Origin of the sequence: Paraburkholderia sp. A1RI_3L (assembly GCF_048957895.1) — a bacterium.
Classification (GTDB): Bacteria; Pseudomonadota; Gammaproteobacteria; order Burkholderiales; family Burkholderiaceae; genus Paraburkholderia; species Paraburkholderia kururiensis.
Genome location: NZ_JARCHA010000051.1, coordinates 1 through 1497 on the forward strand (window position 1 = coordinate 1; position 1497 = coordinate 1497).

1 protein-coding gene is annotated in these 1497 nt (G+C 67.7%); it reads right to left on the minus strand.

What is annotated here, in order from left to right:
* A partial coding sequence (locus PXJ20_RS32805) for a condensation domain-containing protein (protein ID WP_421057499.1) occupies positions 1-1479 on the minus strand: 1479 nt, incomplete at its 3' end.
* Between the last annotated feature and the right edge of the window lie 18 nt (positions 1480-1497).

The following is a 1497-nucleotide window of genomic DNA, read 5'->3' on the forward strand; positions in this document are numbered from 1 at the left end:
GCGTGCCGTCCGCCGCCGCTCGTCCTCCGACAGTAACGGCAAACCGGACAGCGGTTGCGACGGACGGGCCAGCGCGACGTCGAGCAGCGTCACCCAGTATCGCGCCATGTTTTCAATCGTCGTCCGCTCGAACAGGTCCGTGTTGTAGTCGAGCGAGACGCGCATGCCGTGCTGACTGGCGGTGACGTCAAGCTGGAGATCGAATTTCACGCCGAAGCTGTCGAACTGCGGGTCGGCCGAGTGCATCGTCAGCCCGTCGTGCCAGCGCCCCTGCGTGTCCGGCGCGTCCGCGCTCGACAGCATCACCTGGAACAGCGGGCTGTGACTCGGGTCGCGCGGCGGATGCATCGCCTCGACGAGCCGTTCGAACGGCAGGTCCTGATACGCATGCGCCTGCAGCACCGCATGCCGGACCTGCTCGAGCCGATCGTCGAAGCTGTCGTGCGCGCCGCCGCGCACGCGCAGCACCAGCGTGTTTACGAACAACCCGATCAGATGCTCGATTTCCGGATATTGACGATTGGCGACCGGGTAGCCGATGCATACGTCGTCCTGGCCGCTATAGCGCTGCAGCATCGCGCCGAACGCCGTCGCCGCGATCATGAAAAGCGTCACGTTGCGTTCGCGGGCGAAGGTGCGTAACCGGTCCGCGAGCACCGCATCGAGCTCGAACGTCAGCCCCGCGCCGCGCTGCGTGAAGACCGCGGGACGCGGTTTATCGAGCGGCAGGTTCAGCAGGACCGGCGCATCGCGCAGGCAGGTCGTCCAGTAGTCCAGTTGTCGTTGCAGCACGTCGCCCTGCAACCGCTCGCGCTGCCAATGCGAGAAGTCGGCATACTGCACCGGCAATGCCGGCAGGCTCGCGGGCCGCGCGTGGGCAAGGCTGCCATACAGCTCGCGCAGTTCGTGCAGCAGCAGGCCGGTCGACCATCCATCGGAGACGATGTGATGCATCGTCAGCAGCAACAGATGTTCGTCCGCCGCAAGCCGGACCAGCCTGGCCCGGATCGGCGGTCCGGCGGCGAGGTCGAACGGCCGGTCGCCTTCCTCCTGCATCAACGCGAGCAGGCGCGGATCGGCGTCGTCCACGCCGGACATGTCGACGAGCGGCAGCGCCAGGTCGCACGCGTCCAGCGTCCGCTGCATCGGCACGCCATGCTCCAGCGTGAAGACCGTCCGCAGTGCGTCGTGCCTCGCCACGACCCCGTTCAGCGCCGCGCGCAACGCGTCGCCATCCAGCCGTCCGGAAAAGCGCCAGGTCGTGGGAACGTTGTACACGCCGGACTCGGGGTCGTACTGGTCGAGGAACCACATGCGCTGCTGCGCGAAGGACGCGGGGACGATGGCTTCGTCCGGACGGCGCGGAATGCGAACCGCCTCCGCCGGGCGCAGCGTGGCGAGTTCGTTCGCCTGATCGGCAAGCGTCGGCAGCTCGAAGAAGCGGCGCAGCGGCAGCTCCGCGCCGCTCGCCTGACGCATCCTGGCCACCACTCGCAT